Here is a 5,319-nt window from a genome sequence, read left to right as displayed (position 1 = left end):
CGATCTACGACAACGTGGTGGCGGGCCTGAAGCTGACCGGCACGAAGGCGAACCGCCGGGAGAAGGACGAACTCGTCGAGGAGCCGGTGTTGGTGTGGAACATGCCGTTCTCGAGGTCGGCCTCGACCCAGGGACCGGTGCCCGTGCAGCCGTTGAACCAGCAGGCGTTGCCCCAGTAGATGGCGTTCATGGTGGCGTTGCCGGTGTCGGTGTGGGAGTTCTCGCCGCTGCCGTAGTCGAAGCAGCACCACTGGTTGGTGTAGTTCGACGACGTCACCATGTAGATGCCTTCGGGCTGGGAGCCGGTGGCGACGCCGCTCGCGTGGTCGATGCGGTAGCCGACTCCGGGTGTGACCTTGACGCCGAAGACCTGGTGGCCGGCCGCGGTCACCGGCAGGGCCATGGCGTCGGCTCCCACGTCGGATCCGTTGGGACCGGGGCCCTTCCAGTAGCCGCCCCAGGAGATCGGCAGGTCGTTGTGGCGGGTGGTCTGGTCGTAGATCTTCGTGATCGTGCACGAGGTGCCGGCGCAGAACGAGACCTGGGACGCGCCGTCGGCGTATCCGCCGGCGGCGAGCAGCCCGATGTCGCGGTAGGCGTGGTCGGAGGACCTCTGGATCTGGTACAGCGGCCCGTTGTACGCCGCGAAGAGCGCCCTGGTCGTGGAGTGAGCGGTCACACACGGTGTGCCGCCCGCGGCATAGAGGTCGCACGGAAGCTCCGCGGCGGCGGCCGCGGCCGGCGCTGCTGCTTGCGGGGGTGTCGCGAACGCCGGTGTGCCGAGCGCGGCCAGGGCCAACACCAGGGCGATCAGGAACACGGCCGGGAACCGGCTTCGCCGGTCATCGGCTGCCGATCGGGGCAAGGAGACCTCCTTGGTGAGGGTGCCGCCGCACGGCGGCACCGAAGCTGCCCGTGGGCGAAGTGGGAGGCGGTTCATCCCAGCGTCCATCGCTGGCTGCTGCTGGTGCAGGTACTGAGCTCGACGAGGCTTCCGTCAGCGGTGGCCCCTCCGGCCACGTCCAGACACAGGCCGGACTGGACGCCGGTGATCGTGCCGTCGGAGTTCAGCGTCCACTGCTGGTTGCTCTGGCCGTTGCACTGCCAGATCTCCACCTTCGTGCCAGGCGTGGTCTGGTTGTTGTAGGCGTCCAGGCACATCTGACCGGTGCCGGAGTAGACGGTGAGCTGGCCCGGGGCGGTGTGCGTCCAGGTCTGGTTGGCGCCGCCGTTGCAGCTCCAGATCTCCACCTGGGTGCCGGCGGTCGTGGTGGAGTTGGGTACGTCCAGGCACTTGCCCGCGCCGACGGCGTGCAGTGCCCCTGTCACGCTGTTGCCCGAGCCGCCGCTGGTGCCGCCCGCGACCCGGTACATGACGGTTCCGTGGGCCGGTACCGAGGCGCTGATGGTGCCGGAGGTCGTGGACGATCCGCCGGACCACAGGTCGGTGAGGGTGTAGGCGGACGCTCCGGTCTTCCCGATCGCGGACGCGGTGGTGGTGATGGTCGCCGTGGAGCCGGTCTCGTTGAACAGCGCGACCGACACGTCCCCGTCCGCGAGCGGCTTGGCCAGCACGTCCAGGCCCCCGGTGGACGACACCATGGTGCCCTGCCTGCCGAGGGGGTCCTGGTCGACCGCGATCACCCGGGAGTTGGTCAGCGTGGCCAGGGTCGAGGCGCTCGCCTGGGGGATGTTGGTGCCGGCGATGAGCGGTGCGGCCATCTCCGCCCAGAGACTGAACTCGCTACGGTTCTCGGTCGCCGTCATCGAGCCGTTGCCGACCTCCAGCATGTCCGGGTCGTTCCAGTGGCCGGGTCCGGCGTAGGAGGCCAGCCCGACGTTGCTGTGGAAGATCGACAGCATGCTGGAGAAGGTCGGGCTGATGTCTCCCGTGGTGCGCCAGCTGTTGCCCACGTCGGCGCCCCAGGTCCACACGTTCTCCTGGCCCCAGTTGCACAGGCTGTACAGGATCGGCCGGCCGGTGGCCGCGAGCGCGTCCCGCATCGCGGTGTACCGGGTCCGGGCGGGCACGCCGGTGTTGTTGCAGTTGTCGTACTTCAGGTAGTCCACGCCCCACGATGCGAACGACTGCGCGTCCGTGCTCTCGTGGCCGAGGCTGCCCGGATAGCCGGCACAGGTGGCGGTGCCCGCGTCCTCGTAGATGCCCAGCTTCAGGCCCAAGGAGTGGACGTAGTCGGCGGTGCCCTTGATGCCGTCGGGGAACTTCGCCGGGTCCGGCACCAGGTGGCCGCCGGAGTCACGGCTGTGGGTCATCCAGCAGTCGTCGATGTTGACGTACGAATAGCCCGCCGCCTGCATGCCGTTGGTGTGCATGGCCTGGGCGGTGGATTTGATCAGCGCCTCGGAGACGTTGCAACCGTACGCGTTCCAGTCGTTGAAGCCCATCTGCGGAGTCGGCGCGAGTCCGTTGCCGAGCGCGGCGGCGGGGTGCGCCGTGCCGAGGGCGAGCAGGGGTGCCGCCACGGCGAGCAGCACGGCCGAGAAGGTGAGTGCCAGGATTCTGCGCAGGGACAGCAATGGGGGCGGCGGGGTGGTCGTGGGCATGGGGCATCTACTCCTGGACCGGATGGGGAAACTGACAGGCGTTCAGCGATAACCGGCGGCCGTGATGTTGGCCTGCACCGCGTTGTCGGTCGTGTCGGACGGATAACCCGCGACGACGGCTCCCTCGTAGAAGGTGCCGGCGCTCAGGTTGGCACCACCGCCTGGTTTGCAGCAGTCGCCGCCGCTGCCCAGGACGATGGCCCCCTGCTTCTTCATGGGGCTGTATCCGCCGGGCAGCGCGCCGTCCCACAGGGTGGTCAGGCCGCCCGACTGGGCGTTGCCGCCCTTGAGGGCGAACCTCGACGTGCCGTTGTTCTTCAGCATCGCGGTCACGAACCTGCCGGTGAACGCCCGCTGGCCGGGGTTCCAGGACTGGCTGCCGCCGGGGTACAGCCCCCATTCGAGGTCGGCCTGCACCCAGGGGCCACTTCCCTGGCAGCCGCCGAACCAGCACTCGGTGCCGAAGTTGATGGCGTCCATCGCCCCGGCGGCGTCGGCCTTCCTGGTCGTCTCGCTGTTGCCGTAGTCGAAGCAGCAGCCGCCGTTGACATGGGTGCCGCTGGTCACCATGTACGCCCCTTCGGGTGCCGCACCGGTCGGCACGCCCGTCAGGTGACCGTCGCGCCAGTAGCTGTTCCCGGGGTTGATGTACAGCGAGTACGCCTTGGTGCCCCCGGCGGTCAGCGACTCGGCGGTCGCCTTGGCCGGGCTGCTCTGGCTCGATCCCGGGACCTGGGCGGAGCCCTGGTACCACAGGTCGTTGCCGTGCCCGGACTGATCACGGACGACCGTGATCACGCAACTGGTGCCGGAGCAGAACGCGTCCTGGGCCGCGGCGTCGGCGAAGCCGCCCGGCGCCAGCACGCCGATGTCCCGGGTTGCACTGTCCGAGCTGCGCCTGACCTGGTACAGCGGGCCGTTGTACGAGCCGTAGAGGGCGCGCACCGTGCTGTGTGCGGCGACGCACGGGGAACCGCCCGCGGCGTAGATGTCGCACGGGCCCGACCCGCCGGGCGGGGGCGGGGGCGGGGGCGGAGGCGGGGCGGCCGGTGCGGTCCACCTCTGGTTGCCCTGGCCGTTGCAGGTCCACAGGATGACTGCGGTGCCGTTGGCCGTACCCGCTCCACCGGCGTCCAGGCAGAATCCGGATGCGGCACCGGTGATGGACCCGTCGGCGTTCTGTCGCCACACCTGGGTCGACCGCCCGTCGCACGAGCGGATGACCGCGGGGGCTCCGGGCGTCGTCCGCCCGTCCAGGGCGTCCACGCACCGGGTGCCGTTCATCGTCCTCAACTCGCCGGCCGAGGTCGGCTGGAATGCCTGGTTGGCCTGGCCGTTGCAGTCCCAGATGTCCAGGGTCGTACCCGGTGTGTCGACGTCGCCCTTGACGTCCAGGCACCGGCCCGACGCCGAACCGACCAGGGGTGCCGGCGACATCGGCGCGGACCATGTCGGCCCGTACGACAGCAGCACGACCAGCAGTCCCATCACGCACACGGCGGCGGCCGCCGGTAAGCGCGACGCGCGAGCGGTGGAGTGACAGGGCGGAGCGGATGAAGGCTGCATTCTGTGTCCTCGCGTATGCGGGGGAAGGGGACGGAGAGTGCCGTGCCTGTCCGAGAGCGTTCGGAAGGGGTGTCGACCGCTCCCGTCTGCGCGCCCGCAAGCATGCACAGGGAACTCTCATACATCCCATGTCGCATAGTGATCTCACAGGCCCAACACCCTGTCAATAGGCCGCACTTGACGATTCGCGGCCCGATACATCCCATGTCTTGCACATGTTCGTGCTGTCTGAGGGCAGGCCGGAACCCGCGTCCGGCTACGACTGCCGTACCGGGCGCGGGTGTCCGCTCGGAGGGCCCCTACCGGGTGCCGATCACCTCACCCGAGCCTCCAGTGCTGGTTGGCGCCGCCGTTGGAGTCCCAGATCTGGACGGGGCTCCCGTTGGCGCTCTGCCCCGCGGGGACCTCCAGGGCGCGGCCGGAGGCCACGTTGATCAGGGTGTAGGAACCGTCACTGTTCTGGCTCGCCCGCCAGTGCTGGTTGGCGCCGCCGTTGTTGTCCCAGACAGTCATCCGCGTGCCGTTGCCGGTCTGGCCGCCGGGCTCGTCCAACACCCGCCCGCTGGCGATGTTGGTCAGCGTGTACGAGCCGTCGCTGTTCTGGTTCACCCGCCACTGCTGGTTCGCGGCGCTCCCGTTGGCGTCCCAGACCTGCACCGGCGTGCCGTTCCCGGTCTGCCCGCTCGGCACGTCCAGCACCCGCCCCGCGGAGGCCACGCTCACCTGGTACACCTGGCCCGAGACGATGCCGCCGCCCGGGGTCCCGGTGCCACCGCCCAGCGCGGTCAGCGTCGCATCGTAGGCAGGCTTCTTGTTGCCGTTGCTGTCGAACAGCAGCGGGTTGTCGCCGCTGCGCCAGGAGTCGCTGTCGCGGATGCCCCACACGGTGATGCCGGTGCAGCGCGCGACGTTCATGCACGCCTTGACGGTGTTCGCGTAGGCGCTTGCCGGCGCCTGCGCGATGTCCAGCTCGGTGATCTGGACGTCCACGCCGAGCGCGGCGAAGTTCGACAGCGTCGTCTGGAAGCTCGCGGGCGGGCCGCCGGTGCCGAAGTGGGACTGGAAGCCGACGCAGTCGATGGGCACGCCGCGGGACTTGAAGTCCTTGACCATGGTGTAGACGCCCTGGGTCTTGGCGTCGGACCAGTTCTCGATGTTGTAGTCGTTGTAGCAGAGCTTGGCCGCCGG

General features: G+C 69.4%; 4 protein-coding genes. All 4 read right to left on the bottom strand.

The annotated features are described in order from the left end of the window. Positions 1–4 precede the first annotated feature (4 nt). Complete coding sequence (locus ABZ646_RS39185) at positions 5–865, bottom strand: arabinofuranosidase catalytic domain-containing protein (protein ID WP_360530280.1); 861 nt, start codon at positions 863–865, stop codon at positions 5–7. A 71-nt stretch (positions 866–936) separates the two neighbouring features. Then, the gene (locus ABZ646_RS39180) at positions 937–2,565 is read right to left on the bottom strand and encodes an RICIN domain-containing protein (protein ID WP_360530277.1); all 1,629 of its coding nucleotides are present in this window, start codon (positions 2,563–2,565) and stop codon (positions 937–939) included. Between the two features lie 42 nt (positions 2,566–2,607). After that, a complete protein-coding gene (locus ABZ646_RS39175) occupies positions 2,608–4,053 on the bottom strand; it encodes an arabinofuranosidase catalytic domain-containing protein (RefSeq protein ID WP_360530274.1) in 1,446 nt (481 codons plus the stop codon). 396 nt (positions 4,054–4,449) lie between these two features. Then, positions 4,450–5,319, bottom strand: an 870-nt coding sequence (locus ABZ646_RS39170) for an RICIN domain-containing protein (RefSeq protein ID WP_360530271.1), incomplete at its 5' end; no start/stop codon positions are given.

This window comes from Streptomyces sp. NPDC007162 (genome assembly GCF_040634175.1).
GTDB lineage: Bacteria > Actinomycetota > Actinomycetes > Streptomycetales > Streptomycetaceae > Streptomyces.
Note: the sequence above shows the minus strand (reverse complement) of the source record. Positions and strands in the feature narration are given on the sequence as shown.

Coding starts and splice junctions, on each gene's coding strand:
- ABZ646_RS39180 (WP_360530277.1), bottom strand. CDS start 2,565: ATGCCCACGACCACCCCGCCGCCCCCATTGCTGTCCCTGCGCAGAATC.
- ABZ646_RS39175 (WP_360530274.1), bottom strand. CDS start 4,053: ATGGGACTGCTGGTCGTGCTGCTGTCGTACGGGCCGACATGGTCCGCG.